A 25292-nucleotide genomic window follows, 5' to 3' on the forward strand; every position below is an offset into this window, starting at 1 on the left:
ATGGAATGGACTGCGAGGGCGGAACAGAGCTTTCAGACGTTGAAACAGGAGGCGGAAGCGGCAAACTGCTTCGTGGAAACGCGAAGCGGCGGTACCTTGATCGACGCCGGCTGGAAGGCCCCTGGCGGCTGGATGGCGGCCAAATACGTGCTGGAAGGACTGATCGGCGGCCGGGGACAGGTGAGCTATACGCACCGGAAGATGCCGGATGGCAGTCAGATCCCCGCACTGGAGCTTTTTATCGATGACCCATTGGGGATGATGAGATCATTCGTTCCGGACGCTTCTGGGATATATGGGGTCCGGAAGGATGGGCGCTGGATGTTGGGAGTGGCAGAGCATGCTCCCGCACCGGAAGAACAGAACGGTAATGTGGTGACAGCGGCATCAGACAGTTTGTTCGCGGGAGTTTTGCGTGCGGCCCGTCTTTTGGCGCGGGGCGTGATGATGCTCCAGAAAGAGGGCATCACAGATATCCAGTGGGGATGGAGCAGCTGCCCGATCGCGGCAATGACGGCTGATCTGGAAGAGACTGAGCGGCGCCGGCGTGAAATGGAACGCAGCGCGGCCGCGGGAGCCCTATGGGTCCGCGGAGACGCAGACGCGATCCGCCGCGCGTTGGAACGGACAGACTATCCTGGACTCCGTATACACGAACTTGTAACCGCTTTTACTTATGGAAAAGGATAAAATCGAGCCGAACATGAAAGTTTGAAATGGAATAGTCAAATTGAATATAAGGCTTTTTGAAAATGATCTGTAAAATTAGTAGAAAGCACAAAGACGAGGCAAAAAATCGATAAGAGGCCTTGAAAACAAAGATGAGATATGCTAAAATTATAGATAGAAGAGATGTAACCGATTACAAATAGGAACAGGGATCTGATCCATAACAAACACAAGGAGGGAACTTAACGATGAAAAAGAAACTGATGGCGCTTTTGCTGGCGGGTACGATGCTCCTTGGCTTGGCGGCTTGCTCCAGAAATACGGGTGGTTCTCAGGGTGCCGCTGGGCCGGCGCAAAGCAGCGCGCCGGCGGCCAGCGAGGCTCCCGCGGAGAAGGATGCCTCCGATGTGAAGATCGCTCTGGTCTGCAACGGCGCGGTCAACGACGGCGGCTGGAACGCCTCCGCGTTTGAGGGCCTGAACCGTATCCACGATGAGCTGGGTGTGGAGACTGCCTACAGTGAGAAGGTCGCTATCGCCGAAGTGCCCAATGTCCTGCGTACTTATGCCCGGCAGGGCTTCAACCTGATCTTCGGTCACGGCGCTGAGTTTGGCGAGCCGATGTCCACCGTGGCGCCTGAGTTCCCTGACGTGCAGTTCGTGGCGGTCAACGCCAACGTGTCCGGCGACAATCTCTCCGGTACGGTCTACAAGTTCGGCGAGCTGGGCTACTTCAGCGGCATGGCCGCTGCCATGGTCTCCGAGACTGGCAAGATCGGCATCATCCCCCCGGATGACGCTCCCAACAATAAGGCCGATATGGACACCTTTGAGCTGGGTGCCAAGGCTGTGGATCCTGATATCCAGGTCATGTCCGCCTTTACCGGTTCTTGGGACGACCTGCCCAAGGCCAAGGAGTGCGCGGACTCTCTGATCTCTCAGGGCTGCGATGTTCTGCTTCCTCTGGGCGATGCTTACTCTGTGGGCGTGTTCCAGGCCTGTGAAGAGAAGGGCATCCATTCTGAAGGCTGGGTCTCTGACCAGCATGGGCTCTCTGATACGGTCATCTGTTCCGGTATCCAGTCCAACCCCGATGTCTATGTGGCGACGGCCAAGAGCTTCCTGGATGGCACCTTCACGCCTGGCGTGGGCGTCTATGGCTTTGAAAACGGCGCACAGAGCATGAGTGAGTTCTACGGCCTGAACGACGATCAGAAGGCCCAGATGGAGGCCGCGATCCAGGATTATCTGGACGGTAAGCTGGATATCCCCACTCTGTACTGATACGGATCGGGTCCTATCTCAGCGGGACCTTGATGATGACGGATCCCTGACATCTATGATGGCGCGGCGGCGTGGCCGCCGCGCCATCATCATATTCTGAAGGTCCTGAGCTCACTTACAGACCATCTGTACCCCGAAAGGAGGAACCCTGTTATGAACAAACGCGTCCGCTCAGTGCTGAACAGCCTGATATCAGTCGTTCTGGCACTGGTGTTGGCCTTCGTGGTCATCGGTATCCTGTTGATGTGGCGGGGCTATGACCCCGCTGCTACCTTCCTTGCTCTATTCAAAGGTGCTTTCGTGGGCAAGTCGAATTTGAGCGCCAGCCTTGTGCTGGCCATCCCCCTCATATTGGGCGGACTGGGCATCGCGCTTTCCTTCCGATGCGGCATCTTCAACATCGGCGGTGAAGGCCAGCTCTATCTGGGTGCGTTCGCGGCCACTTGGCTCGGCGTGAACCTGCAGGGACTGCCGTTCTTCCTCCATATCCCCATCTGCCTGCTGGGCAGTATGCTTTTCGGCGGCATGTGGGCGCTGATCCCTGGCTGGCTGAAGATCAAAAAGGGCTATAATGAGACGATCACCTCGGTCCTGCTGAACTATGTGGGACTCTACTTCGTCAACTACACGCTGGCCAGCTTTTTCAAAGGTGAGGGCACACTGAACAACCAGTCTCCCAAGATCCAGGAGTCTGCCATGCTGAGCCGTCTCATCCCGGGAACAGAGCTGAGTACCAGCCTCTATTTGACGATCGCGATCGTCATCCTCTTTTGGTTCATCTTTTATAAGACGGATATCGGCTTCAAGCTGAGGGCGGTAGGCGCCAACGGTGAGGCGGCCCGTACCTCCGGCGTGAATACCGGAAAGTATCTGCTGATCGCGATCATCACCAGTGGAGCGCTGTCCGGCTTGGCGGGCTCTGTACAGATCCTCGGCTATCAGCATCTTCTGGTACAGAATTTCTCTCCGAATACCGGCTATGATATCATTTCGGTGGCTCTGATGGGCAGTCTGCACCCTGTGGGCGTGGCGCTGGCTGGTTTCCTGCTGGGCGCTCTGCGCAGCGGAGCCAGTGTGATGCAGATCATGATGGGCGTCCCCGTCACGATCCTGTATATCATCCAGGGCATCGTCATCTTGAGCGTGCTTGGCTTCAGCTATGCGAAGATCGACTTTATCGGCCTGGTGAGCGGTCTCTTCTCTGACAGCAAGCGAGGCATGGAAAAGGAGGCGGCAAAGTGATGGAAGTCTTGAAGATCTTTTTGACCCCTGACTTTTGGTCCTCTGCGATCCGGCTGATGACACCGTTGATGCTGGCGGCGTTGGGCGGCATCATCTGTGAACGTGCCGGCATCCTGAACATGGCTCTGGAGGGCCAGATCCTCATGGGCGCGTTCTTTGCCTATCTGGGCTCCTATCTGACTCAGAACGTCTGGTTGGGCTTGGTGATCGCAATGATAGGCAGTATGTCCTTGGCGGTGATCCACGCGTTCATGAGCATCAATGTGAAGGTCAACCAAGTGGTAGTTGCCCTGGGCCTCAACACGTTGGCGATCGGCATCACCAGCACGATCTTCCGCTTCATGTTCGGAACGGATTCTCAAATGGCAAACTGTCCGGGCTTCAAGGCCATCCATATCCCTGGCCTGAGCGACATCCCCTTCATCGGGCCGGTCTTGTTCGGCCAGTATCCCCTGACCTATATCGCGCTCCTGGCACTGTTCGGGATCTCCTGGTTCCTGTTCCACACCAGCCGCGGCTTGGAGCTGCGTGCGGCGGGTGAGAATCCTCAGGCACTGGATGTGGCCGGCGTGGATGTGATCCGGATCCGCTGGCTCGCGGTGCTGGTGACCGGCGCGTTTTGCGGCCTGGCTGGAGCCTGCCTGACTCTGAACGGCCTGAACACCTTCTATGACAATATCTCTTCCGGCCGGGGCTATATCGCCTATGCCGCCATCGTTTTCGGCAAATGGAACCCTATGGGCACTACACTGGCCACGTTGCTCTTTGGCGCGGGCGACGCGCTCCAGCTTCGTATGCAGGCGATGAATTTCAACATCCCCTACTATTTCTACCTGATGATGCCTTACCTCATCACGTTCCTGGCGTTGGTGTTCTTCATGGGGCCGTCCAAGGGCCCCGCGGCCAGCAATGTGCCGTTCGTGAAGGATAAGGCCCGCAGCAGCAAGCGCAGACCCAAGCAGACCAGCGGGATCGGAGGGAAATGATATGACACCGGTATTGAGCGTACGCAATATCACCAAGCGCTTTGGCACGAACACAGCGAACGACCATGTCACCTTCGACCTTTACCCAGGCGAGGTACATTCCCTGCTGGGTGAGAACGGTGCGGGCAAGTCCACGCTGATGAACGTGATCTACGGTGTGTATGGTGCCGATGAGGGCGAGATCTTCGTGAACGGGAAGCGGGCGGAGATCGCCTCCCCCAAGGAGGCCATCGGTCTGGGCATCGGCATGGTGCATCAGCACTTTATGCTGATCCCGGCCTTCACGGTGGCGGAGAACATCGTGCTTGGGATGAAGAAAGAGCTCCGTCTGGACATGAAGCAGGTCGAGGCCCAGATCTTGGAGGCCAGCCAGAAATACGATCTGCATGTGGACCCTCACGCGCTGGTCTCTACCCTGTCCGTTGGCGAACAGCAGAGAGTCGAGATCCTGAAGGTGCTGTTCCGGGGCGCGAAGATCCTGATCTTGGACGAGCCGACGGCGGTGCTGACTCCGCAGGAGACCGAGGAACTGTTCAAGATCCTCCGGAACCTGAAGAAGGATGGCGTCAGCGTCATCTTTATCAGCCATAAGCTCAATGAGGTGTTGAGCATCAGCGATCGGGTCAGTATCCTGCGCCGCGGTAAGATCACGAACTGCTTTGATGACCTGTCCCAGTGTGATCCGCAGGTATTGGCCTCCGCCATGGTCGGTTATCAAGTGCGTCTGGGCGTAGACAAAGCCGAGCAGGAGCCGGGAGAGACGGTCTTGGAGGTCCGGGACCTCAGAGTAGACGACGAGCGGAAGCGGCCGATCATCAAGGATTTCAACCTGTCGGTACGGGCGGGCGAGATCGTAGGTCTTGCCGGCGTGGACGGCAACGGACAGTCGGAGCTCATCAAGGGCATCGCCGGTCTCATGCCGCTCTCCGGCGGCAAGGTCGTACTGTGTGGACAGGAGATGAATGGAAAACCGCCCCGCGCCTTCATCGATGCCGGACTGGGCCATATCCCGGAGGACCGTCACCGTCAGGGCTTGGTCCTGTCGATGTCCGTGCTGGAGAACCTCTTCCTGGAGACGATCCAGGATAAGCCTTACAGCAAAGCCCACGTGCTCCAGAAAAAGGCCATCACAGAAAAGGCGAAAGAACTCGTGGAATTCAATGATATCCGTACGGCATCATTGGATCTGGAGGCTGGCGCGCTGTCCGGCGGCAACCAGCAGAAGATCATCGTGGGCCGCATCCTGGACCAGGAACCGAAGCTGCTGATTGCCGCCCATCCCACCCGCGGACTGGATATCGGAGCGACTGAGTTCGTCCACCGGTGTATCCTGAAGGCGCGAGAGCGCGGCTGCGCGGTGCTCCTGGTCTCCACAGAGCTGGATGAGATCTTGGCTCTGAGTGACCGGGTGGCTGTCATCTATGAGGGCGAATGCATGGGAGTAGTGCCTCAGGCACAGGCGACCAAGAATGCGATCGGCCTCCTGATGGCTGGTGTGAAGAACAAGGAAGCGTCAGGGACTGCGGCATCCTGACAGCTCCGTATCGACATCGAAAAAGCATCTCTGGGGCACCGGATCGGTGCCCCAGAGATGCTTTTTGAACATTTATAAGAAAGATATCCCGGAGCGCGCTCTGGCCCTTACCCCCACAGCTCCTCGGGATAGAGCCCCTTGGCGGTCATGTCGGCGATGGCCTTGACCACGGAAGGCTTGTCCTCCTGATAAGTGACGCCATACCAGCGGTCATGACTGCGCAGGACTTTGGCCCGGGCCTTGCCTTCGCCGATGAGCTGACTGACCACACTGGGCAGGAAATACTCGCCCTTGATGGGGACTGTCACGAGAGCCTCGTCCAGGAAGGCGGGAAACCGGGCGGCCGCCTCGTCCAGGAAGCTCCGGCTGAAGCCCCACAGGTTCATCGATACGATGGTATCGCCGGGGAGCGCGCTCCAGGTCTGACCGCCGTCAGCGGTGGAGCGGGCGTCGTCCCCGTCTTTCTCGATATGGGTGTGCTCCGTGACGGTCTGGAGATAGTGCTCCCCATCCTCCACACAGACGCCCCGGGACACATAGCCGTGCTCCGTGACCGTGTTCCGCAGGAGATAGCCCACCATGGCATATTCGTAGTAAGCATCATCGGGATGGTGGAGCAGATAGTCATAGATTTCCCGGAAGGCCTCCGGACCGTAGTAGTCGTCCGAATTGATCACGGCGAAGGGACCATCCACCACATGGCGGGCGGCCAGCACCGCGTGGCAGGTGCCCCAGGGCTTCACCCGGCCTTCGGGCACAGCATAGCCCTCCGGCAGATCGTCCAGCTCCTGATAGGCGTACTGGACCGTCATGACCTTGGAGAGCCGGTCGCCGATGGCGGCCCGGAAGGTCTCCTCCAGCTCCCGCTTGATGACGAACACCACAGTGTCGAAACCGGCCCGATGGGCGTCGTAGATGGAATAGTCGATGATGAGCTGACCGTGGGCCCCCACCGGGTCCACCTGCTTGAGGCCGCCGTACCGGCTGCCCATGCCGGCGGCCATGACCACGAGGACAGGTCTCTGCATAGAAACACAACTCCTTTTCTTTGTCGTTCCTCCCCATTATAGGATATCTCCGCCGGAGACGCAACTACGGGCTGGGATTTGACTTCCCGGAGGGCGTAGGGTACAATGGGAGGACGGTATGTATGAGCCGAAGGGAGGAAGTCCGCCGCCTATGATCGTCTATCTGGCTATGATCGAAGCGCCGGAGGAGAAACGAAAATTCGAGGCCCTCTATGAGCGCTATCGAGATCTGATGTTCTATACGGCGGACCAGATCCTGGGGGATACGAAGGACTCGGAGGACGTGGTCCATGAGGCGTTCCTGAAGATCATCAATCATTTGGAGAAGATCGGCGATCCGCTGTGTCCCCAAACGCGGGCGCTGATCGTTACCATAACAGAGAACAAAGCGATCGACCTGTACCGCCGACGGAAGCGGCGGAGCATGGTGCCCTTCGATGAGGCCTATCTGGGGGTCCCGGATATCTCTGTCATCGAACAGGTCGAAGATGGAGCGGGCATCGCGGGAGCGATCGCCCGGCTGCCCGGGCACTACCGTGAGGTCCTGCTGTTGAAGTATGCCCATGGCTATTCCACCGAGGAGGTGGCAGAGCTCCTGTCTCTGTCACCGGAGAACGTGAAGAAGCTCATCCAGCGGGCACGGAAAAAACTGGAGGGCTATCTGGAAGAGAGCGAGGTGTGAGCCGTGAAGATCACAGAGGAGATGCTGTACCAGTCCGCTCCGGAGACGGAGGCGCTCTGGCTGGCGGCTCTGCCTACGACGGAGCAGGTCCCGATCCACCACTTTTCTCCCAAATTCCGGCGGAAGATGAGGCGGCTCCTGCGGGACCAGCGGCGGTCGCCAGCGGTCCGTCAGTTGCTGCGGATGGTCCGGCACGCGGCGGTGCTCATCCTTACCGTGTCTGTGGTAGGCTTTTCCTGCCTGATGACGGTGGAGGCCTGTCGGGAGAAGGTCATCACCATCATCAGCGAGGTGTTCACGGACTTGACCCGCTTCCATATCTCCTCCACCCGCAAAGGCGGGTACGGCCTTGGAACGATCACGTTCGGCTATCTGCCCGAGGGCATGGAGGAAATGGAACGCACGACGACAGATATGGAGCGGATCATCTATCTGAGTGGGACGGATGGGATCAGGCTGAAATTCCGCCAACAGATGATCGACGCAGATACCGATATGAAGGTCATCCTAGATACAGAAGATGCTAAGGTCACGGCTACCTCGATCGATGGGGATATGGGAACGCTCGTAGTGAAAGATGACTATACGATTTTGATGTGGGAAGATGATAGATATCTTTTCTTGCTGTCAGGAGCCTTCGATGCGGATGAGATCATCGCAGTCGCAAATGGCGTGACGATACAAGAATAAAAATTTTCAGAAAATAGTGTCCCCAAATCACCTCCTTCTTCGTTACAGTAGTCAGAACGGGAAGACAGATATCTGCCATCCTGCAACATACCACTGATCGGAAGGATGCTCCTTTCCCAAAACGACTGATAACGAACAGTAGAGATCCATCATAGACAGACGCTCCGGACCCAAACACATCTACACCCATCGAAGGGGGGGAAACGCCCATGTCCTGTCCAAACTGTCACCATGAGCTGGAGCCCGGCTTCCTGTACGCCGAGGCGGCGGCCTGGAGCATGCGGCCCCGCCAGTTCCTGTTCCGGCAGAGCGCTGAGGGATACTTCCTGCAGGGGCGGCGGCGGGGCGTCCGGACCATGGAGGCTTTCCGCTGTCCAGTCTGCGGCATGATCGTGATCGGCGGGGACGAGCCCTGCCCGGACTGCGGAGCGGGCCACATCCATGGCTTTTTCCAGAGCGGCGGCGATTTGGCGTGGTGCGGCCGGATCTGGTTCGCCACCGATGGGCTGACGCCCCGGCAGGTCCGGGCGGCCAAAGTGGTCCGGCGGATCTGGCCGTGGATCGTGGGGAGCGCCTATCTGCTGGCGTTCATCCTGGCGTTGAGCCGGGTGAGCTGGCTGATCTGGTTCCTGACGGTGCTGGGGGCGGTCCTGGCCCTCTATGGGATCTATCGCTGGTGTTTGACGTATCCATCCAGATGAAGAGGAGGTACATCATGAAACATGTCGATCGGCTCCTGCCGCTCTTGGGCGCGGCGCTCCTGACGGCCCTGAGCGGCTGTGCCCCGGCGGCGGCTCCAACATCCACGCCGATCCAAACGGCGGTGGAGCCAAGCCCCACGGCCGTCCCGGCGGATGACGCGCTGGAGGCGGCGGTCCATGAGGCGGTGATGGAGCACTATGGGGCGATGTTCCGGGAGGGCGATGACCAGACCTTCGCCACGGAGTACCACGAGGTCCTCCGGACCGTGCCGGAGGAGGGCGGCGAGGAGGTCTATCTGGCCGTCCTCTATGCCCAGTACCAGGAACAGGATGGCGATGTCACCATGACCGGCGGGGCCAGCGGGCCCTGCGCGGTCCGCTTCGATGTAGGGGATGACGGGAGCTATACCATGACGGAGTTCTGGGAGCCAGAGGATGGCGAGGGCTATGCCGCCTCTCTGAAAGAGCGCTTCCCGGAGGACGTGGATCCCACCCTCCCGGCGGATGCCGCGTCCATCTGCGATCAGCAGGCCAGAGACTACTTTGGCCGGAAAAACGGCTGACAGGACCGCCGCGGATCGTCTCGATAAAACAGGACCGCCGCCCACCGGAGAACGGTGGGCGGCGGTCCTTATGCTGTTTCAGGAAAACCTGGGAAGATGACTTACGCCTCGCCCTTGGCGCGCTTCAGCATGTCCATGAAGCCGCGGGTGATGAGGGTGGTGGCCATGCCGAAGGGGATGTACTTGAAGCCCTGCTCGGCGCGCATCTTGGCGACCTCGGGATACTCAGCGTACACACCGGGGATCTTGCCGTACTTCTTGCAGGCGGCCAGCACGATCTCGGCGGCCTCCTCGATGCGGGGATGGTCGGTCTGGCCGGGGATGCCCATGGACTGGGACATATCATAGGGCCCGAGGAAGAGGACGTCCACGCCGTCCACGGCGGCGATCTCTTCGATGTTCTTGAGGCCCACGATGTTCTCGATGTGGACGGACACCAGAGTCTCCTCGTTCTCGTGCTTGATGTACTCGGTGAAGGGAGTCTTGCCGTAGTCGCAGGAGCGGGTCATGGCGGAGCCGCGGATGCCCATGGGGTAGTACTTGGCGCGGCGGACGGCCAGCTCAGCGTCCTCCTTGGTGTTGATCTGGGGGACCTGCACGCCGTAGGCGCCCACATCCAGGAGCCGCAGGATCTCGGTCTCGCCGTTGAAGGTGGCGCGGGCGATGGGGGTGGTGCCGCCCAGCTGAGCGGCACGGACCAGACCCATGGTGGTCTCAGGGGACATATAGCCATGCTCGCAGTCCAGGATCACGAAATCGAAGCCGGCCAGACCGCCGATCTCGACCACGTCGCTGGAATTCAGGCACATGAAGGTGCCGAAGCAGGTCTTGCCCGCATAGAGGTCGTGCTTGAGCTTGTTGGTGAACATATCAAAATTCCTCCCAGGGCCTGTCTCGGGCCAGCGGAAAGGACCGGCCCCGGGGCAGACAAATCATTGACATCGCGTCGTGTGATCCCGTATCACGGGATCAGTTTCCAAAGAAAAGGGAAAAGAAAGATGGTCCTTGCGGAGACCTTCCGCTCGGTCCGCTGTCATCATAGCGAAAAAAGGAGTTTTTGTCAAGAGATATCTGCACGATATTGGACGCTTATGTGGAAAAATGATAGATTTCAGCCAAAATGCCGAAACGAGAGTCTCGAAATGGAACAGCTGGAGGAAACGCTTGCGGACCGGTGAGATCTGTGGTAGGATCAGTGGAGGAGAAACGAGCGGCAGAAAGCAGGGAAAGACATGTATGACACCCATATTTTCCTGGATTTCGAGATGAACCCCATCCCCAGGGAATATAAAGAGGCGCGGGCGCTGGCCCGCAGTGAGATCATCGAGATCGGCGCGGTGAAGCTGGACGCGGATTATCGACTGGTGGACCGCTATTCCAAATATGTGAAGCCGGACTATGCGCCGATCCACAAGCGGATCACGGAGCTCACCGGCATCACCGACCGGGACGTGGCGGACGCCAAGCCCTTCGCCCCCGCCATGGCGGAGTTTGCGGAGTGGATCGGGGAGGGCCGGGGACGGATCTACTCCTGGAGCCGGAGCGACCAGTCCCAACTCTACAACGAGAGCTGGCTCAAGGAGTCGGAACTGCCCTGGCAGCTGGAACAGCGCTGGATCGACTTCCAGGCGGTATACACCCGGCTGATCGGGCTGTCCCGCTCCAACCCCCTCTCCCTCCAGAACGCGCTGGGCGCGGCGGAGTACCGCTTCGCCGGTGAGGCCCACCGGGCGGTGCAGGACGCGGAGAACTCCGCCTCCCTTCTGATCCTGGTGAAGGAAGGCCGTCTGGCCGAGCAGGCCAAGATCGTAATGGAGGCCATGCGGCCCAAGCAGGACCACAGCTTCGCTCTGGACAGCGCGGCGGCGGACAAGCTCCGGGAGTATCTGGCCCGGACCGGAGGGCAGGGCTGAACCGCCTTCTCTGCCGTGATAGAGATAAAAACGGATCCCCGGTGGGAGCAGTGCTGTTCCCGCCGGGGATCCGTCTTGTTTTGTGGGACGCGCTCCGGCCGGATCAGACCTCGTCGGGGAGAAGGTCGGTCATGCCGTGGATGCCCACCGCCAGGGTAGACATATTGTGCAGGAAAGCGGAGGCGCCGGGGGCCAGCACACCGGCCAGGCCCAGGGCCAGAAGACCGGAATTGAAGCCCATCACGAAGCGGTAGTTTGCGTGGATCCGCTTCATGAGCAGGTCGCTGATGGCCTTCAGCGTCACCAGACCGCCCAGATCGTTGTGGGACAGGGTGATGTCGGCGATCTCACGGGCCAGCTGAGAACCCTCCCGGATGGCGATGCCGGCGTCCGCCGCGGACAAGGCGGGCGAGTCGTTGATGCCGTCGCCGATCATGATGACCTTCCGTCCGGCGGCGTGCTCGGTCTGGACATAGGCGGCTTTGTCATCGGGCAGGACCTCAGAGTGGTACTCGTCCACTCCCACCCGCTTGGCGATGGCCCGGGCGGTGCGCTCACTGTCGCCGGTCATCATGACGATCTTCCGGATGCCCAGTTCCTTCAGGCGGCGGATGACCTCCGGGGCCTCGGGGCGCAGGGGATCCTCGATGCAGATGACGGCGACCAGCTCGCCGCCGATGGCCAGATAGAGGTGGGAACAGTCGTCGGGGAGGGCGTCGAACTTGGCCTGCTCTCCGGCGGGGATGGCGCAGTGCTCATCCTCGAAGATGAAGTGGTGGCTACCGATCCGGACCTGCTGGCCGTCGATCTCAGAGGCGATGCCGTGGGCGATCACATAGTGGACCTTGGCGTGCATCTCCTCATGGCGGAGCCGCTTCTGGGCGGCCTCCCGCACCACCGCGTTGGCGATGGAGTGGGGGAAATGCTCCTCCAGACAGGCGGCGATCCGGAGCATCTCGTCGGGGTCGTTCCCGCCGAAGGGCTCCACCATGCGGACCATGGGCTGGGCTTTGGTGAGGGTGCCGGTCTTATCGAAGACGATGGTGTCCGCGCCGGCCACAGCCTCCAGGAACTTGCCGCCCTTGACGGTGATCTGATGCTCGCTGCACTCCCGGATGGCCGAGAGGACGGACACGGGCATGGACAGCTTCAGCGCGCAGGAGAAGTCCACCATAAGGATGGATACCGCCTTCTGTACGTTCCGGGTCAGCAGGTAAGTCAGGGCCGTGCCCAGGAAGCTGTAAGGCACCAGCTTGTCCGCCAGATGGGCGGCACTGCTCTCCACAGAGGACTTGAGCTGCTCCGTATCCTCGATCATCTGGATGATCTTCTCATACCGGGTGGCGCCTGCGGCCTTCTGGATGCGGATGGCCAGGTCGCCCTCCTCCAGCGCGGTGCCGGCATAGACAGTAGCGCCCGGAGTCTTTTTCACGGGAAGGGGCTCGCCGGTGAGGGAGGCCTGGTTGACCATGGCTTCGCCCTCCTCCACGGCGCCGTCCAGCGGGATGACGGAGCCCACGGTCACGTGGATCAGGTCGCCGGGCTCCACCTGGCTGACCGGGACCTGGACGTCGCCGTCAGGACGGCGGAGCCAGACCTTGTCCACATTGAGGGACATACTGCCGGCCAGGTCGGCCACGGACTTCTTGTGGGTCCACTCCTCCATCAGGTCGCCGATGCCCAGCAGGAACATCACCGAACTGGCGGTGGAGAGATCCCGACGGATCAGGGAGACCAAGATGGCGGTGGCATCCAGCACGGGGACCTCCAGCTTCCGCTGGGCCAGACACCGCAGACCGGCCTTCAGATACCGGACGGACAGGACGATGGCCTTCAGGGCCCGGATAGGCGCGGGGAGCACGGCCCGCAGAGCGAAGTGCGCTACGGTCCGGCTGATGAGCTTCTCCTGATAATAGCGGTCGAGGGAGCGGGACGTGTGCTCGGGCACCAGCTTCTTCACCGTGTCGCTGGCCAGAGAGAAGCGGCAGATGCGGTGGAGGAGCTCCTCCCGGCTGCCCTGATAGGTGACCACAGCGTTACCGCTGCGGTCATAGACCTTGGCGGCCTTGACGCCGGGCAGGGAGAGGAGGTAATAAAGGAGGGCGTCGGCCTGGTCGCAGGTCAGGCGTCCGTAGCTGGTGGTGAAACGGATACGCCCCGGGATGGAATGTGCGATGCGGATCGTCATAAAAGGATCACACCTCGGCAGCGGCGGCCTCGGCGTCACAGCCGCAGCCGCACTCACAGTCATCAGAGCACTCCTCGGAGGCGGCGGCACGGGCGGCGTTGATCTCCTTGGCCTCGGCCAGCACGTCGCCGGCGTTCTCCTGGATCTTGCTGACCACGTCCATCACGCACTCCTTGGCGCGCAGGACGGCAGCGGTGGTGTGGGCATAGGCGCGCTTGGCGTCCTGGCTGGACAGGATCTTGACACCGGCAGTACCGAACGCGACGCCGCCGACGAACAGAGCGATCTCCTTAGCATAACGGATCTTCATGATAGATTACCTCATTTCTATAAAATATACGGATGTAGGATGGGAGGGCTGCCCGGGACCGGAGCGGCTCACTGCCGGTGATAGCCGGTCCAAAAGGCCATCACGCCGCAAAAGACCATGGCCCAAGCCCAGAACAGATGCTTCTTCACGCGAGATACCTCCTTTGGGACGGATAGTTGCCCGGAACAAACCGGAAAAGTTATATAAAACTAACTTTTCTGATATAAAAACGGGATGTTTCCCGTTCTGTGGCCCTATTTTACTTCTGCTTGGCACAAATGTCAATATAAAATTTGAAAACTGGATGAGACGGTAAAAATCGAAGCAGAACGATGAGTTTATGATGATGGTTGTAAGGAAAGACTAACAAAAATGTGTCAAAACAGCGAGACCTTTACAGAAGATCGGAAACATGGTAGAATACGTCCGACTGGTTTCCAACCCAGTCCAAGCCCGACCGGCCGTCCAGGCTGGGGCGCGTCCCGGCAGTCAGTGGGACACAGCACGGAACCTCTTCGAGCGAGGCTCTGTCGGGTTCGTTCGGCGGGGCAGTCCCCCCGATCCGTTCTCTAAACAAAAAATGGGAGGAAAACGACCTATGACATCCGATCAGACCAGAAAGCGCCCGTCCCTGGCGGGACAGATCACCATGGCGGCTATGGTGGCCGCCCTCTACGCCGTGCTGAGCTATTTCGGCAATATCTTCGGCCTGACCTACGGACCGATCCAGTGCCGGTTCTCGGAGGCACTGTGCGTCCTGCCGTTCCTGTTCCCGGCCACGGTGCCCGGACTGTTCGTGGGCTGTCTCATCACCAACCTGATGAGTACCGTGGGCCCGCTGGACATCGTGCTGGGCTCTCTGGCCACCCTGCTGGCCGCGTTCCTGACGTCCAGGATGCCCAACCGCTGGCTGGCTCCCTTGCCTCCGGTGATCTGCAACGGCGTGATCATCGGCGCGATGATCGCCTGGTATGAGGTGGGCTTCGGCCCTCGTTTCTGGGGGCTTTTCGCCTTCAACGGCATCACCGTGGCCCTGGGCGAGCTGCTGGCCTGCTATGTGCTGGGCGAGATCCTGCTGACCGTCCTGCCCCGCGTGAAGTACTTCCGGGGCCTGATGTCCGCCGCCCGTCTGGACTTGGGCCGCTAAAAAGGCGACATCGGCTCCCGTGTGACGGAGCGATAGAGATAAAAGACCTTTACATAGAAAATTGAGATAGAGACGTTTGTTGGAACTCCAGGACCGCCTTCCCCAGACTGCCGGGGAGGGCGGTCCTATTTTTCTGGATTTTTCGCGGGAAGCGTGGTACACTAGAGGCGATGTGTGTGGAAGATCTTCTACTTACCAAGGAGGTTCAGACCATTGAAAGTGCGTAAAGCTGTCATCCCCGCCGCCGGACTGGGGACCCGGATGCTCCCGGCCACCAAGACGGTGCCCAAGGAGATGCTGCCCATGGTGGACAAGCCAGTGATCCAGTACATCATCGAAGAGGCCGTGGCCGCCGGGATCGAGGATATCCTCATCGTCACCAACCGGGCCAAGTCTGCCATGGATGACTATTTCGACTATTACCCGGAGCTGGAGACCCGTCTGGTCCAGGCCGGGAAGGAGAAGGAGCTGTGCGAGGTCCGCCGGGCGGCAGATCTGGCCAATATCTTCTATGTGCGGCAGAAGGAGACCAAAGGGCTTGGCCATGCCATCTGGCGGGCCAAGCGTTTCGTGGGGGACGAGCCCTTCGCCGTCCTGCTGGGCGATGACATCATGCGGGCGAAGAAGCCGGTCACCAAGCAGCTCATCGAGGCGGCGGAGAAGTACGACGCCTCTGCTGTGGGCGTGCAGACCGTCACCACCCAGGCCATCTCCAAGTACTCCTCCGTGAAGGTGGATCCGCTGGAGGAGCGGATCTTCTCCGTCAGCGATATGATCGAGAAGCCCCGCCCGGAGCAGATCTTCTCCAACTACGCCATCCTGGGACGGTATGTACTCAAGCCCGAGATCTTCGCCATCCTGGAGGACCTGAAGCCGGGCTACGGCGGCGAGATCCAGCTCACCGACGGCCTGAAGGAGCTCTGCCGCCGGGAGAAGATGGTGGCGGTGGACTTCGAGGGCCGCCGCTATGACACCGGGAACCTCCAGGGCTTCCTGGAGGCTACGATCGACTTCGCTCTGGACCACCCATCCACCGGGGAATGGCTCCGGAAGTTTATCAAGCAGAAGGCAGGAGCGCTCTAAACAGACGAAAAGACGGGACGATGGGCCGCGGAGGCGTGAAAATGCCTCCGCGGCCCGTTTTATCGGGGAAAAGGGGGCCAGCCGCCGCTTGATTTCCCGGCTGGAGTCATATATACTTAAAAAGTATACGAGCCGATCGACGGTCCGGCCCTGTCTGGGCCCGGATCTGGAATATCATGAGGAGGAAACGGATCCATGGACAATATCCCCCTATCGAGGCCGCTCATCCTGGACGGCGCTACGGGAAGTGAACTGCTGAAGCGGGGCATGCCTGCCGGCGTCTGCACGGAGCAGTGGGTGCTGGACCGCCCCGGCGTCCTGCTGGGGCTCCAGCGGGAGTATGTGGCGGCGGGCTCTGACATCATCTTGGCCCCCACCTTCTGTGCCAATGTGATCAAGCTGGAGGAATACGGTCTGGCCGACAAGGTGGAGGAGTACAACCACCGTCTGGTGGCCCTGGCCAAGGAGGCCGCCGATGGGAAAGCATGGGTGGCCGGAGACATGGCCCCTACTGGAAAGTTCATCCAGCCCTTCGGCGAGCTGGAGTTCGAGGATCTGGTGAAGGTCTACCGCCAGCAGGCCGCCGCTCTGGAGGACGCGGGCGTGGACCTCTTCATGGTGGAGACCTCCATGACCATGCCGGATGTCCGGGCCGCCGTGCTGGCGATCCGGGAGGTATCTGAGAAGCCAGTGTTCGTGTCCTTCACCTGCGATGAGAACGGCCGGACCCTGTCCGGCACCGACGTGCTGGCCGCCCTGATCGTGATGCAGGGGATGGGCGTCAACGCTTTCGGACTGAACTGCTCCTGCGGCCCGGACCAGATGCTGGAGCAGATCCGCCGGCTGACTCCCTATGCCCGGGTCCCTCTGCTGGCCAAGCCCAACGCGGGCCTGCCCGAGATGGAGAACGGCGAGGCCCACTATCACTGCTCGCCCAAGGAGTTCTGTTCTTATACCAGGGCCATGGCGGAGGCCGGCGTGCGGATCTTCGGCGGCTGCTGCGGCACCACCCCCGACCACATCGCCGCTCTGAAGGAGACCGTGTCCCAGATCGACTTCGGCGCGATCCCCACCGTGGAGCACGATCCGGACGTGATCCCCTGCGCCAGCGAGACGGAGGCCCGGTTCATCACCCCTGACGTGGATGTGGGCGAGACCATCGAGTGTTCGTCCGACCTGATGGAGGACATCTTGGAGGCCGAGGAGAACTGCCCCCAGGGCGCGTTGAAGATCGACATCCTGGAGGAGGATGACCTGACCGTCTTTGCGGAGAACCAGTATGCCATCAAGGACGCCCTGTGCATCGGCACGGATGTGCCCGAACTGCTGGAGGGAGCCCTGCGGGCGTTCCAGGGCCGCGCCTTCTGGGACGGCACCGAGGAGCTGGATCCCGAGTTCCTCCAGAAGATGAGACAGAAGTACGGTTTGGTACTGCTCTGACCGGGATGATTTAGGAGGCCGCGCCTTTAGTCGCTGACTGGGCGCGGCCTTTTTGGACAGCGGAGGAGGATGACCGATGAAAGTGGCTTATGCGGGCTTCGACCTGCTCTACCCCTGCCTGGAGGCCCTGGAACGGGCCGGATGCGAGATCCTGAGGGTGTTCACCTATCCCACTGACGGGGTCTACGAGTTCACCACCGATGTGACGGGCTTCGCGGAAAGGCGAGGCATCCCCTGGACGGACCGGCGGGTCACATCGGCGGATATGTACGCCCTGCTGGATCAGGGCTGTGAGGCATTCTTCTCCGCCGGGTATATCTATAAGATCCCAGTGGATACGCCCATGCGGTGCGCCAACGTCCACCCGGCCCTCCTGCCCATCGGACGGGGGCCCTGGCCAATGCCCTGTACGATCCTGCGGGGGCTGGGGCAGAGCGGCGTCACGGTCCACAAGGTGGAGGCATCTCTGGACACGGGCGACATCCTGCTCCAGGAGCCCTTCCCAGTGACGGCGGCGGACGACCTGGAGACCATGACCGAGACGATCCGCGCCATCGCCCCCCGGCTGGTGGAGCGGACGGCCCGGGACTTCGACGCGCTTTGGGATGCCGCCCGGCCTCAGGGGCCGGGGGAGTACTGGAAGGAGCCGGCCGAGGAAGAGCGGACCTTCGTCCCGACCGACCGGGCGGAGCGGGTGGATAGGATCGTCCGGGCCTTTGCCGGGTTCGGCAGCATCCTGCGGCTGGGGGACGGGAGCGACCGGACCGTCCTCCGGGGCAGGGTGTCCTTCGGCGATCCCGGCGCGGCGCCGGGATCGGTCCGTATGGAGGACGGGAAACCAGTCTATGCCCTGGACGGCGGCTGGCTGACGGTCCTGGACCAGCGGTGAGAGGAGGAGATCGGATGCAGATCCTGGATATGGAGACCTGGGACCGGCGAGAGATCTATCAGTTCTTCCGCCAGACCGAATGGCCCTTCTACGCAGTGAGCTTTTCTCTGGATGTGACCGCGCTGAAACGGACCACCAAAGAGGAAGGGCTGTCCTTCTACTATGCGCTGGTCTATGAGACCACCCGGGCCATGGAGGAGGTAGAGGCCTTTCGCCTGCGGGACCGGGGGGACCATGTGGTCCGGCACGACAGCCTGGTGCCCAGCTTCACCGATCTGACGCCGGGCTCGGAGCTCTTCCACATCACCACGCTGGAGCTGGAGCCGGACCGGGCGGCCTTCTGCCGGAGAGCGAAGGAGCTGAGTACGGCTCAGACCGCCTTCCTGGCCGAGACCGGGGCCTGGGACCGGGACCAGATGGTCTTTTTCAGCTGTCTGCCCTGGGTGCCCATGACCTCCATGACCAACGAGCGGGACAAGGACCCCGCCGACACGATCCCCCGGGTGAGCTGGGGCGGGTATGAGGAGCGGGGCGGCCGTCTGGTGCTGAACATGGCTTTGGATGTGAACCACCGGACGATCGACGGGGTGCATATCGGCCGCTTCTATGAGACGCTGTGCCGCCGGATCGCCGCTCCGGAGGCAGAGCGATGACGATCCGGGAGATCGAGGCGAGGTTCCGGGGACGAGCGCCCGGGGTGCAGGACATCACCGGAGAGAGCGCCGTCCTGGTGCCGCTGATCCCGGGAGAGGACGGGCCGGAGCTCCTGTTCGAGGTCCGGGCGTCCAGTCTACGGAGCCAGCCGGGAGAGGTCTGCTTCCCCGGCGGCCGTATGGAGCCCGGGGAGCGCCCGGAGGAGACGGCCCTCCGGGAGACTTGGGAGGAGCTGGCCATCCCGCCGGAGCGGGTGCGGGTCCTGGCCCATCTGGACGGACTGCTCCACCAGAGCGGCTTCCTCCTCCATCCCATCCTGGGAGAGGTGGAGACGGAGGCGGCCGCCTCCCTGCGGCCCAGTCCGGCGGAGGTGGGGGGGACCTTCCGGGTGCCCCTGCGCTGGTTCCTGGACCATCCGCCCCGGGTGGAGCACTATGCCCTCCGGCCGGAGGTGGCGGCGGATTTCCCCTATGACCTGATCGGTTTCCCTGAGGGCTATCCCTGGAAGTGCGGGCATGCGGCCGTGCCCATCTACCGGTGGGAGGGCCATGCGGTCTGGGGCATCACCGGACGGATCGTGCTCCACCTGACGGAGGTGCTCTGTGGGCAGAGCTGACCGGATGGTCCGGGAGGAAGTGCTGGGCCCTTTCCGGTACCGCTGGACGGCGGACTGTTTCCCGCTGGGGCGGGACAGTCTGGAGCTGGGGGCCTTCGCCACAGTACGGCCCCGCTGGCGGATCTGTGACCTGGGCTGTGGAGGCGGACTGCTCCTCCTGCTCCTGGCCGCCCGGGCGGAGGGCCTGACGCTGGCCGGGGTGGAGCAGTCTCCCTCCGCGGCGGAGGCCGCCCGGGCGAACCTGCGCCGAAACGGCCTCTGCGGCACGGTCCTGACGGGAGATCTGCGGGAAGGAGCGCTCCCGGCGGGGAGTTGGGATCTGGTGGTGTCCAACCCGCCCTATTTCGCGCCGGGCACCGGGACCTCCGGCGGCCCCGCCCGAATGGAGGGGTGCGGTCCGGACGCGCTGTGCCGGGAGGCGGCCCGGCTCCTGCGGGCCAAGGGACGCTTCGCGCTGGTCTACCGGCCGGAGCGGCTCCCGGAGCTGATGGAGGCCCTGCGCCGGGCCCGTCTGGAGCCAAAGCGCATGGCGCTGATCCAACATGACCGGACACACGCGCCCTCCGCCGTCCTGCTGGAGGCGGTGAAGGAGGGACGGCCGGGACTGGAGGTCCTGCCGGTGCGCCTGTTATCGGATACTTAGAATCGAAAAATCGGAGGTGCCAATATGGCCGGGACGCTCTATCTCGTTCCTACCCCCATCGGCAATCTGGGAGATATCTCCCAGCGGATCGCCGATACACTGGCGGAGGTGGACTTCATCGCCGCCGAGGACACCAGGGTCTCTCTGAAGCTCCTCAACCACTTGGATATCAAAAAGCCCATGGTGAGCTACTACCGCCACAACACGGAGGCGGGCGGACAGGCGGTCCTCAGCCGCCTGCTGGCCGGGGAGAGCTGTGCGCTGGTCACAGATGCGGGCACACCGGCCGTCAGCGATCCCGGCGAGGAGCTGGTGGCGATCTGCGCCGCCAACGGGGTGGACGTAGTGGCGATCCCGGGGCCCTGCGCTCTGGTGACGGCTCTGGCCGTGTCCGGCCTGCCCACCGGCCGCTTCACCTTCGAGGGGTTCCTGCCCATGAACAAGAAGAACCGGAAGGCCCATCTGGACGCCCTCCGGGAGGAGCCGCGGACCATGATCTTCTACGAGGCGCCCCATAAGCTCCTGAGCACGCTGGAGGACCTGCGGAGCTGGTTCGGCGGAGAACGGCGGCTGTCGGTGTGCCGGGAGCTGACCAAGCTCCATGAGGAGGTCCGCCGGGGCACGATCGAGGATGCCCTGTCCTGGTTCGGGGAACACGCGCCCAAGGGGGAGTTCGTGCTGATCCTGGAGGGCGCCGCCGTGCGGGAGGAGGAAGCCCCCACGCTGGAGCAGGGGCTGGCCCGGGTCGAGGCCCTGCTGGAAGCGGGGCAGTCCCTCCGGGACGCGGTCCGTCAGACCGCCAAGGACATGGGACTTCCACGGAAGGCGCTGTACGATATGGCTGTCTCCAAAAATGGAAATTGATCCCGCTATTTGGAAGGACCGGCGGGTCGAAGGATCAGACGGAGGAGCCTGACGATCCAATCTGTCCCATTACAGAACGTATACCTTGTCGGAACGAGTCTGCGCGAGTCGTTCCGGGCTGAAAAACGCCGGCCGGGAGAAGGGCAGTCCGCCCGCTCCCGACCGGCGAAAAAACGCAAAAAAAGACCCGGCGGCCGGAACGGCTGTCGGGTCAGACTATGTACGGATCAAAGGCGCTCCGCCAGCTCGCGCAGGCAATTGGGACAGACGTTCTTGCCGCGGAAATTGATGATATCCTTGGCATCATCGCAGAAAATGCAGGCAGGCTGGTACTTTTTGAGGACGATGGAGGCTCCATCTACATAGATCTCCAAAGAATCCTTCTCGGCGATGTCCAGGGTACGGCGCAGCTCGATAGGAAGCACGATCCGGCCGAGTTCATCGACCTTTCTGACGATGCCGGTAGATTTCATAGCGATACGTCCTTTCTCATGGCTACCATGTTTTTCTTGTTGCACTTGGGATCGACTGGAAACTGCCTCCATTATAACATAGTGTATTGGAATGTCAATCAGAAAATGGAAATTTTGGTCAACTTGTACCGAGAAAGGAAGAATGGATGGTAAAAAATGTATATTCGGTAGAACGGATGTGAAAGATGCGGAAAGACTTCTCTATTTTCCTCAAAAATGAGATATCTGAAATGAGAAAGTGCATAAACTGAAGTCAGTATCACGTTATGGAAAGAAGAGGTAAAAATGGGGATGTCGGTCATGTGGACAGCCATGGTGGGCATAGCGGTCCTGTGTGGGATCGGGACTGGACAAGGGGCGGAAGTAGCCGCAGCCGCGGTGGAGGGCGCCTCCGCGGCGGTGGAGCTCTGCCTGTCCATGGCGGGGATGCTCTGCCTTTGGATGGGGGTGATGGAGGTCATGGAGCGCTCCGGACTGTCAGATGGACTTTCCATGCTCCTGCGGCCGGTGCTCCGGCGCCTCTGGCCGGACTTCGCGGAGGATGGGGAGACGATGGACGCCATCGCGGCCAACGTGTCGGCCAACCTGCTGGGGCTGGGGAACGCCGCCACGCCATTGGGGATCCGGGCGGCCCGCCGGATGAGCCGCCGCTCTCCGGGAGTGGCCTCGGACGCCCTGTGCCTGCTGGTGGTGTGCAATTCGTCCTCCATCCAACTGATCCCTGCCACAGTGGCCAGCGTCCGGGCGGCGGCAGGATGCGCCGCGCCCTTCGATATCCTGCCGGCGGTGTGGCTGGCCTCGGGGATCTCGGTGAGCGTGGGGATCCTGGCGGCGGGCCTCATGGGGCGGGCCCGTCCTATGGAGCGTCTGCCCCTGCGCCCGGAGCGGAGGCGGGCATGATGGAGGGGGCCTTCACCATGCTGGTGCCGGGGATCCTGCTGGCCACGGCGGTCTGGGGGCTGATCCGGCGGGTGGACGTGTACGATGCCCTGATCCACGGGGCGGGGGAAGGGCTGGGTGTGCTGGTGCGGATCGCCCCGTCCATGATCGCTCTGCTGACGGCGGTGCAGATGCTCCGTGCCTCCGGGGCGCTGGACCTGGCGGCGGGGGCCCTGGCCCCGGTGCTGGACTGGCTGGGGATCCCGCCGGAGACGGTGCCGCTCCTGCTGGTCCGGCCGATCAGCGGGTCTGCCGCCCTGGGGGTGGGGGCGGACCTCATCCGGGCCTATGGACCGGACTCCGCCGTGGGCCGGACCGCCGCCGTCATGCTGGGTTCCACAGAGACCACGTTCTATACGATCGCGGTGTACTTCGGCGCGGCGGGGATCGTCAAGACCCGCCATACGGTCCCGGCGGCCCTGTGCGCCGACCTGGCGGGCTTCCTGGCCGCCGCGTGGGCAGTGCGGGTCTGCTTCGGGACATGAGCCCCTGTCGCTTGACATCCCGGCAGATCTATCATAAAATGGGGTCCAAACGGAAAAAACGGGAGCGATGCGGATCCCAAAGCCCGGAGATCGCCTCCCGATACGAAGGAGAAACGCAGCGTGATCGAACTGAAACAACTGTGCAAGACCTTCCCCACAGAGGAAGGCACCTTCACCGCGCTGGACCATGTGGACATCACCATCCAGGACGGAGACGTCTACGGCATCATCGGCATGAGCGGAGCGGGCAAGTCCACTCTGGTACGGTGCATCAACCTGCTGGAGCGGCCCACCTCCGGTCAGGTGCTGATCGACGGGGACGACATGACGGCCCTCTCCCCTAAGGCCCTGCGGGAGAAGCGGCGCTCCATCAGCATGATCTTCCAGCAGTTCAACCTGCTCATGCAGCGGACCTGCCTGAAGAACGTCTGCTTCCCTATGGAGATCGCCGGAGTCCCCGCCGCCAAGGCCAAGGCCCGGGCCAGGGAGCTGCTGGAGATCGTGGGCCTGCCTGACAAGGCGGACGCCTATCCGGCCCAGCTCTCCGGCGGCCAGAAGCAGCGGATCGCCATCGCCAGGGCTCTGGCCTCTGATCCTAAGGTCCTCCTGTGCGACGAGGCCACCTCCGCCCTGGACCCCACCACCACCCGGAGCATCCTGCGGCTGATCCGGGACATCAATGAGCGCCTGGGCATCACCGTGATCATCATCACCCATGAGATGACGGTGGTGGAGGAGGTCTGCTCCCATGTGGCCATCCTGGACCACGGCCATGTGATGGAGACCGGCTCCGTGGAGGAGGTCTTCTCCAACCCCAAGACCGAGGCGGGCCGGAAGCTGGTCTACCCGGACGGCGTGATCCTGGATCCCATGAAGAGCGGACGGGCCATACGCCTCGCTTTCAATGGCGGCTCTGCCTACGAACCTCTGATCGCCTCTCTGGCCATCGACTGCGGCGTGAAGGTCAACATCCTGGGCGCCGACACCAAGAACATCAACGGACAGGCCTTCGGCACCATGATGATCGGTCTGCCCGAGGACCCGGCCGAGGCCGCCAAGGCCCTGGCCTACATCAAGCAGCAGCCCAACGTGACCATGGAGGAGGTGGAGGAACATGAGTGATCTGCTGAACGATGCGGAGGTCCTGCGTCTGCTGGAGCTGAGCAAGAACGGCCTCCTCTTCGCCATATGGGAGACCCTGTATGTGACGGTGATCTCTACCTTCTTCGCCTATGTGATCGGCCTGCCCCTGGGCGTGATCGCGGTGGTGGGCGAGCCCGGCGGCGTGCGTCCCTTGCCCCGGCCGGTGATGGCGGTGCTCAATTTCGTCATCAACATCCTGCGCTCCGTGCCCTTCCTGATCCTGATGGTCATGGTCATCCCCCTGTCCCGGCTCCTGCTGGGCACGTCGATCGGCACTGTGGCCACCATCGTCCCCCTGATCGTGGCGGCGTTCCCCTTCGTGGCCCGTCTGGTGGAGGCCTCCCTGCGGGAGGTGGACCGGGGCGTCATCGAGGCGGCGGAGTCCATGGGCTGTTCCCCCCTCCAGATCATCACCAAGGTGATCCTGCCGGAGAGCCTGCCCTCCCTGATCTCCGGCTTCACCACGGCGTTCATCACCATCCTGAGCTATGGTGCCATGGCCGGCGCGATCGGCGGCGGCGGACTGGGCTCCATGGCCCTGAACCTGGGCTATCAGCGCCAGATGAAGGTCATCCTGTGGGTGTCTGTGGTGGTGCTGGTGGTGCTGGTGCAGATCTTCCAGTCGGCCGGCACCCGTGCCGCCGTGCGGACGGACAAGCGGGTCCGGAACAAGAGTCGGAAAAAGAAGTCCTGACCGCGGTCCTTTGGATCGGCCGCGGTGATATTGGCAGAGACGGGCAAAAAATGGATCTGCCCGTCTCTGTTTTTGTCTAAAATGGACGTTGACGGAAAAGCCTTCGGTGTCATATACTAAGTGCGACCCAAGCGGAACTGAATAACGCCCCTCAAACGCAAGGAAGAGAAGAGTAGGCTGGAAGATACGGCACAGAGAGCCCGGTATGGTGGAAACGGGTACGGAAGGTCCGGTCGAACATGGTCTCGGAGCGGCGCACCGACTGCGGATGACCTCTGCATAGGCTGCGACGGGAGCGCCCGTCAACGCGCAGGAGTATGCTTGTACTCCATAAGGCTCCTGTCGTGAGACAGGGGTGAAGCAAGGTGGTACCACGAAGCGAAAGCTCTCGTCCTTGAAGTCGATTCAAGGGCGTTTTTTTGTACCTAGGACG

General features: G+C 61.7%; 27 protein-coding genes and 1 other annotated feature. Of the genes, 22 read left to right on the plus strand and 5 right to left on the minus strand.

What is annotated here, in order from left to right; all coding sequences use genetic code 11:
• The 5 genes from KQI12_RS09270 (at position 1) to KQI12_RS09290 (ending at position 5714) form a co-directional block, all read left to right on the plus strand.
• On the plus strand, positions 1-690 hold the full coding sequence (locus tag KQI12_RS09270; RefSeq protein ID WP_216572747.1) for a methenyltetrahydromethanopterin cyclohydrolase: 690 nt from the start codon (positions 1-3) through the stop codon (positions 688-690).
• 227 nt (positions 691-917) lie between these two features.
• Positions 918-1952, plus strand: coding sequence for a BMP family protein (locus KQI12_RS09275; protein WP_216572748.1), 1035 nt, complete (start codon positions 918-920; stop codon positions 1950-1952).
• A gap of 153 nt (positions 1953-2105) precedes the next feature.
• On the plus strand, positions 2106-3194 hold the full coding sequence (locus tag KQI12_RS09280) for an ABC transporter permease (RefSeq protein ID WP_216572752.1): 1089 nt from the start codon (positions 2106-2108) through the stop codon (positions 3192-3194).
• Positions 3194-4180 carry an ABC transporter permease gene (locus KQI12_RS09285; RefSeq protein ID WP_216572753.1) on the plus strand — a complete coding sequence of 329 codons (987 nt, stop codon included), beginning with the start codon at positions 3194-3196 and terminating at the stop codon, positions 4178-4180. The genes KQI12_RS09280 and KQI12_RS09285 overlap by 1 nt, the downstream gene beginning before the upstream one ends.
• 1 nt (position 4181) lies before the next feature.
• Positions 4182-5714: an ABC transporter ATP-binding protein gene (locus KQI12_RS09290; protein ID WP_216572755.1), complete on the plus strand. Its 1533-nt coding sequence runs from the start codon at positions 4182-4184 to the stop codon at positions 5712-5714.
• Between the two features lie 107 nt (positions 5715-5821).
• Here the strand turns inward: KQI12_RS09290 and KQI12_RS09295 are convergent, their stop codons facing one another.
• Positions 5822-6742, minus strand: coding sequence for a sugar phosphate nucleotidyltransferase (locus tag KQI12_RS09295; protein ID WP_216572757.1), 921 nt, complete (start codon positions 6740-6742; stop codon positions 5822-5824).
• 151 nt (positions 6743-6893) lie between these two features.
• Between KQI12_RS09295 and KQI12_RS09300 the strand changes: the two genes are divergently transcribed.
• The 4 genes from KQI12_RS09300 (at position 6894) to KQI12_RS09315 (ending at position 9378) form a co-directional block, all read left to right on the plus strand.
• Complete coding sequence (locus KQI12_RS09300; RefSeq protein ID WP_216572759.1) at positions 6894-7424, plus strand: RNA polymerase sigma factor; 531 nt, start codon at positions 6894-6896, stop codon at positions 7422-7424.
• A 3-nt stretch (positions 7425-7427) separates the two neighbouring features.
• On the plus strand, positions 7428-8114 hold the full coding sequence (locus KQI12_RS12650) for a DUF4367 domain-containing protein (RefSeq protein WP_216572762.1): 687 nt from the start codon (positions 7428-7430) through the stop codon (positions 8112-8114).
• Positions 8115-8323: 209 nt separating this feature from the next.
• A complete protein-coding gene (locus KQI12_RS09310; RefSeq protein ID WP_216572763.1) occupies positions 8324-8815 on the plus strand; it encodes a PF20097 family protein in 492 nt (163 codons plus the stop codon).
• A 14-nt stretch (positions 8816-8829) separates the two neighbouring features.
• Positions 8830-9378 carry a hypothetical protein gene (locus tag KQI12_RS09315; protein WP_216572764.1) on the plus strand — a complete coding sequence of 183 codons (549 nt, stop codon included), beginning with the start codon at positions 8830-8832 and terminating at the stop codon, positions 9376-9378.
• Positions 9379-9479: 101 nt separating this feature from the next.
• On the opposite strand, the gene KQI12_RS09320 is transcribed toward KQI12_RS09315, so the two are convergent.
• On the minus strand, positions 9480-10247 hold the full coding sequence (locus tag KQI12_RS09320; protein ID WP_216572766.1) for an HpcH/HpaI aldolase/citrate lyase family protein: 768 nt from the start codon (positions 10245-10247) through the stop codon (positions 9480-9482).
• 363 nt (positions 10248-10610) lie between these two features.
• Here KQI12_RS09320 and KQI12_RS09325 point away from each other — a divergent pair, with 363 nt between their 5' ends.
• Positions 10611-11291: a 3'-5' exonuclease gene (locus tag KQI12_RS09325; RefSeq protein ID WP_216572767.1), complete on the plus strand. Its 681-nt coding sequence runs from the start codon at positions 10611-10613 to the stop codon at positions 11289-11291.
• 103 nt (positions 11292-11394) lie between these two features.
• Here the strand turns inward: KQI12_RS09325 and KQI12_RS09330 are convergent, their stop codons facing one another.
• Positions 11395-13479: a heavy metal translocating P-type ATPase gene (locus KQI12_RS09330; RefSeq protein ID WP_216572769.1), complete on the minus strand. Its 2085-nt coding sequence runs from the start codon at positions 13477-13479 to the stop codon at positions 11395-11397.
• Positions 13480-13486: 7 nt separating this feature from the next.
• Positions 13487-13789 carry a DUF6110 family protein gene (locus tag KQI12_RS09335; protein ID WP_216572771.1) on the minus strand — a complete coding sequence of 101 codons (303 nt, stop codon included), beginning with the start codon at positions 13787-13789 and terminating at the stop codon, positions 13487-13489.
• Between the two features lie 598 nt (positions 13790-14387).
• Here KQI12_RS09335 and KQI12_RS09340 point away from each other — a divergent pair.
• The 8 genes from KQI12_RS09340 (at position 14388) to rsmI (ending at position 21125) form a co-directional block, all read left to right on the plus strand.
• Positions 14388-14936 (plus strand): QueT transporter family protein, encoded by a 549-nt coding sequence (locus KQI12_RS09340; RefSeq protein ID WP_216572773.1) that lies wholly within the window; start codon positions 14388-14390, stop codon positions 14934-14936.
• Positions 14937-15149: 213 nt separating this feature from the next.
• On the plus strand, positions 15150-16019 hold the full coding sequence (galU, locus tag KQI12_RS09345) for a UTP--glucose-1-phosphate uridylyltransferase GalU (protein WP_216572775.1): 870 nt from the start codon (positions 15150-15152) through the stop codon (positions 16017-16019).
• A gap of 195 nt (positions 16020-16214) precedes the next feature.
• On the plus strand, positions 16215-17459 hold the full coding sequence (locus KQI12_RS09350) for a homocysteine S-methyltransferase family protein (protein ID WP_216572782.1): 1245 nt from the start codon (positions 16215-16217) through the stop codon (positions 17457-17459).
• 76 nt (positions 17460-17535) lie between these two features.
• Positions 17536-18348 carry a formyltransferase family protein gene (locus KQI12_RS09355; RefSeq protein ID WP_216572783.1) on the plus strand — a complete coding sequence of 271 codons (813 nt, stop codon included), beginning with the start codon at positions 17536-17538 and terminating at the stop codon, positions 18346-18348.
• A 14-nt stretch (positions 18349-18362) separates the two neighbouring features.
• Entirely contained in the window at positions 18363-19001 is a 639-nt protein-coding gene (locus KQI12_RS09360) for a CatA-like O-acetyltransferase (RefSeq protein WP_216572784.1), read from the plus strand.
• Positions 18998-19618, plus strand: a complete 621-nt coding sequence (locus KQI12_RS09365) for a CoA pyrophosphatase (RefSeq protein ID WP_216572785.1) — start codon at positions 18998-19000, stop codon at positions 19616-19618. The genes KQI12_RS09360 and KQI12_RS09365 overlap by 4 nt, the downstream gene beginning before the upstream one ends.
• Positions 19605-20261, plus strand: coding sequence for a tRNA1(Val) (adenine(37)-N6)-methyltransferase (locus tag KQI12_RS09370; protein ID WP_371818003.1), 657 nt, complete (start codon positions 19605-19607; stop codon positions 20259-20261). Before KQI12_RS09365 ends, KQI12_RS09370 begins: the two co-directional genes overlap by 14 nt.
• A gap of 24 nt (positions 20262-20285) precedes the next feature.
• The gene (gene rsmI, locus KQI12_RS09375; RefSeq protein WP_216572790.1) at positions 20286-21125 is read left to right on the plus strand and encodes a 16S rRNA (cytidine(1402)-2'-O)-methyltransferase; all 840 of its coding nucleotides are present in this window, start codon (positions 20286-20288) and stop codon (positions 21123-21125) included.
• A 227-nt stretch (positions 21126-21352) separates the two neighbouring features.
• Here the strand turns inward: rsmI and KQI12_RS09380 are convergent, their stop codons facing one another.
• On the minus strand, positions 21353-21598 hold the full coding sequence (locus KQI12_RS09380) for an AbrB/MazE/SpoVT family DNA-binding domain-containing protein (RefSeq protein ID WP_216572904.1): 246 nt from the start codon (positions 21596-21598) through the stop codon (positions 21353-21355).
• Positions 21599-21898: 300 nt separating this feature from the next.
• On the opposite strand from KQI12_RS09380, the gene KQI12_RS09385 reads away from it, so the two are divergent.
• From KQI12_RS09385 to KQI12_RS09400, 4 genes are all read left to right on the plus strand, one after another.
• Positions 21899-22498, plus strand: a complete 600-nt coding sequence (locus KQI12_RS09385; protein WP_253290951.1) for a nucleoside recognition domain-containing protein — start codon at positions 21899-21901, stop codon at positions 22496-22498.
• Positions 22498-23022 (plus strand): spore maturation protein, encoded by a 525-nt coding sequence (locus KQI12_RS09390; RefSeq protein WP_216572907.1) that lies wholly within the window; start codon positions 22498-22500, stop codon positions 23020-23022. Before KQI12_RS09385 ends, KQI12_RS09390 begins: the two co-directional genes overlap by 1 nt.
• A 120-nt stretch (positions 23023-23142) precedes the next feature.
• Complete coding sequence (locus tag KQI12_RS09395; RefSeq protein ID WP_216572796.1) at positions 23143-24144, plus strand: ATP-binding cassette domain-containing protein; 1002 nt, start codon at positions 23143-23145, stop codon at positions 24142-24144.
• Positions 24137-24859: a methionine ABC transporter permease gene (locus tag KQI12_RS09400; protein WP_216572798.1), complete on the plus strand. Its 723-nt coding sequence runs from the start codon at positions 24137-24139 to the stop codon at positions 24857-24859. The genes KQI12_RS09395 and KQI12_RS09400 overlap by 8 nt, the downstream gene beginning before the upstream one ends.
• A 151-nt stretch (positions 24860-25010) precedes the next feature.
• Positions 25011-25258: a binding site (T-box leader), on the plus strand.
• The last annotated feature ends 34 nt before the right edge of the window (positions 25259-25292 follow it).

The sequence above is a fragment of the Pseudoflavonifractor sp. MSJ-37 genome (assembly GCF_018917965.1).
Lineage (GTDB): Bacteria > Bacillota > Clostridia > Oscillospirales > Oscillospiraceae > Pseudoflavonifractor_A.

What these genes read in the sequence shown, in the direction of transcription:
- KQI12_RS09270 (WP_216572747.1), top strand. Translation starts at nt 1, where the DNA reads ATGGAATGGACTGCGAGGGCGGAACAGAGCTTTCAGACGTTGAAACAG.
- KQI12_RS09275 (WP_216572748.1), top strand. Translation starts at nt 918, where the DNA reads ATGAAAAAGAAACTGATGGCGCTTTTGCTGGCGGGTACGATGCTCCTT.
- KQI12_RS09280 (WP_216572752.1), top strand. Translation starts at nt 2,106, where the DNA reads ATGAACAAACGCGTCCGCTCAGTGCTGAACAGCCTGATATCAGTCGTT.
- KQI12_RS09285 (WP_216572753.1), top strand. Translation starts at nt 3,194, where the DNA reads ATGGAAGTCTTGAAGATCTTTTTGACCCCTGACTTTTGGTCCTCTGCG.
- KQI12_RS09290 (WP_216572755.1), top strand. Translation starts at nt 4,182, where the DNA reads ATGACACCGGTATTGAGCGTACGCAATATCACCAAGCGCTTTGGCACG.
- KQI12_RS09295 (WP_216572757.1), bottom strand. Translation starts at nt 6,742, where the DNA reads ATGCAGAGACCTGTCCTCGTGGTCATGGCCGCCGGCATGGGCAGCCGG.
- KQI12_RS09300 (WP_216572759.1), top strand. Translation starts at nt 6,894, where the DNA reads ATGATCGTCTATCTGGCTATGATCGAAGCGCCGGAGGAGAAACGAAAA.
- KQI12_RS09310 (WP_216572763.1), top strand. Translation starts at nt 8,324, where the DNA reads ATGTCCTGTCCAAACTGTCACCATGAGCTGGAGCCCGGCTTCCTGTAC.
- KQI12_RS09315 (WP_216572764.1), top strand. Translation starts at nt 8,830, where the DNA reads ATGAAACATGTCGATCGGCTCCTGCCGCTCTTGGGCGCGGCGCTCCTG.
- KQI12_RS09320 (WP_216572766.1), bottom strand. Translation starts at nt 10,247, where the DNA reads ATGTTCACCAACAAGCTCAAGCACGACCTCTATGCGGGCAAGACCTGC.
- KQI12_RS09325 (WP_216572767.1), top strand. Translation starts at nt 10,611, where the DNA reads ATGTATGACACCCATATTTTCCTGGATTTCGAGATGAACCCCATCCCC.
- KQI12_RS09330 (WP_216572769.1), bottom strand. Translation starts at nt 13,479, where the DNA reads ATGACGATCCGCATCGCACATTCCATCCCGGGGCGTATCCGTTTCACC.
- KQI12_RS09335 (WP_216572771.1), bottom strand. Translation starts at nt 13,789, where the DNA reads ATGAAGATCCGTTATGCTAAGGAGATCGCTCTGTTCGTCGGCGGCGTC.
- KQI12_RS09340 (WP_216572773.1), top strand. Translation starts at nt 14,388, where the DNA reads ATGACATCCGATCAGACCAGAAAGCGCCCGTCCCTGGCGGGACAGATC.
- KQI12_RS09350 (WP_216572782.1), top strand. Translation starts at nt 16,215, where the DNA reads ATGGACAATATCCCCCTATCGAGGCCGCTCATCCTGGACGGCGCTACG.
- KQI12_RS09355 (WP_216572783.1), top strand. Translation starts at nt 17,536, where the DNA reads ATGAAAGTGGCTTATGCGGGCTTCGACCTGCTCTACCCCTGCCTGGAG.
- KQI12_RS09360 (WP_216572784.1), top strand. Translation starts at nt 18,363, where the DNA reads ATGCAGATCCTGGATATGGAGACCTGGGACCGGCGAGAGATCTATCAG.
- KQI12_RS09365 (WP_216572785.1), top strand. Translation starts at nt 18,998, where the DNA reads ATGACGATCCGGGAGATCGAGGCGAGGTTCCGGGGACGAGCGCCCGGG.
- rsmI (WP_216572790.1), top strand. Translation starts at nt 20,286, where the DNA reads ATGGCCGGGACGCTCTATCTCGTTCCTACCCCCATCGGCAATCTGGGA.
- KQI12_RS09380 (WP_216572904.1), bottom strand. Translation starts at nt 21,598, where the DNA reads ATGAAATCTACCGGCATCGTCAGAAAGGTCGATGAACTCGGCCGGATC.
- KQI12_RS09385 (WP_253290951.1), top strand. Translation starts at nt 21,899, where the DNA reads ATGTGGACAGCCATGGTGGGCATAGCGGTCCTGTGTGGGATCGGGACT.
- KQI12_RS09390 (WP_216572907.1), top strand. Translation starts at nt 22,498, where the DNA reads ATGGAGGGGGCCTTCACCATGCTGGTGCCGGGGATCCTGCTGGCCACG.
- KQI12_RS09400 (WP_216572798.1), top strand. Translation starts at nt 24,137, where the DNA reads ATGAGTGATCTGCTGAACGATGCGGAGGTCCTGCGTCTGCTGGAGCTG.